The sequence below is a fragment of the Nocardioides sp. 1609 genome (genome assembly GCF_004522105.1).
Lineage (GTDB): Bacteria > Actinomycetota > Actinomycetes > Propionibacteriales > Nocardioidaceae > Nocardioides.
This window is the reverse complement of sequence record NZ_SPUJ01000019.1, coordinates 1-863: the sequence shown is the minus strand read 5'-3', so window position 1 is coordinate 863 and position 863 is coordinate 1. Positions and strand designations below refer to the sequence as shown.

Here is an 863-nt window from a genome sequence, read left to right as displayed (position 1 = left end):
CCCCGATCGGACAGGTGACGACGTTGCCCGTGGCGACGGTGCACGTCACGTCGGCAGCCGCACCGGTCACCTGGACGTCGATGCCGGTCAGGGCGTCGAGCACGTCGTCGGTGACGACGACGTCACGGGCGGTCGACGGACCGCCGTTCGTGACCGCGATCCGCCAGGCCAGCGGCTGGCCGGGGATCACGGGGCCGCTGGTGCGGGTCTTGGTGATGGCGACGTCGGCCTGCGGGGCCGCGGTGCCGGTGGAGGTCGACTGGTTGTTGTCGGGGGTGGTGTCGGTCGGTGAGGTCAGGCTCGCGGTGTTGTCGACCGCGCCGGTGTAGTCGGCGGGGAGGTCACCGGTGATGGTGAGGGTGACGGTGCTGCCGGGGCCGGATGCCGGGAGGTCGCCGAGGTCGCAGGTGGCGGCGTTGGCGGTGGTGACGGTGCAGGCGCCGTCCCCGCCGCCGGTGACGGCGACGTTGTCCAGCTCGTCGAGGAGGTCGTCGGTGAGGACGACGTCGCGGGCGACCGAGGGGCCGGCGTTGGTGACGGTGACGTTCCAGGTGACGGGCCGGCCGGGGATGACGGGGCCGCTGGTGCGGGTCTTGGTGACCGTGACGTCGGCCTGGGGCTGGGCGGTGCCGGTGGAGGTCGCGGTGTTGTTGTCGGGGGTGGTGTCGGTCGGTGAGGTCAGGCTCGCGGTGTTGTCGAGGCGGCCGGTGTAGCCGGAGGGCACCTGGGCGGTGATGGTGATCGTCACCGTGCCGGCCGCGCCGGAGGCCGGGAGGTCGCCGAGGGTGCACGTGACGACGTTGGCGGTGGTGACGGTGCAGGCGCCGGCGGGGCCGCCGGTGACGGCGACGTCGGTGAGGTCG

The 863-nt window shown here is 73.5% G+C and carries 1 pseudogene; it reads right to left on the bottom strand.

The window, feature by feature from the left end:
- Positions 1-863 (bottom strand): annotated as a pseudogene (locus E4623_RS22380) (DUF11 domain-containing protein); the annotation flags it as partial.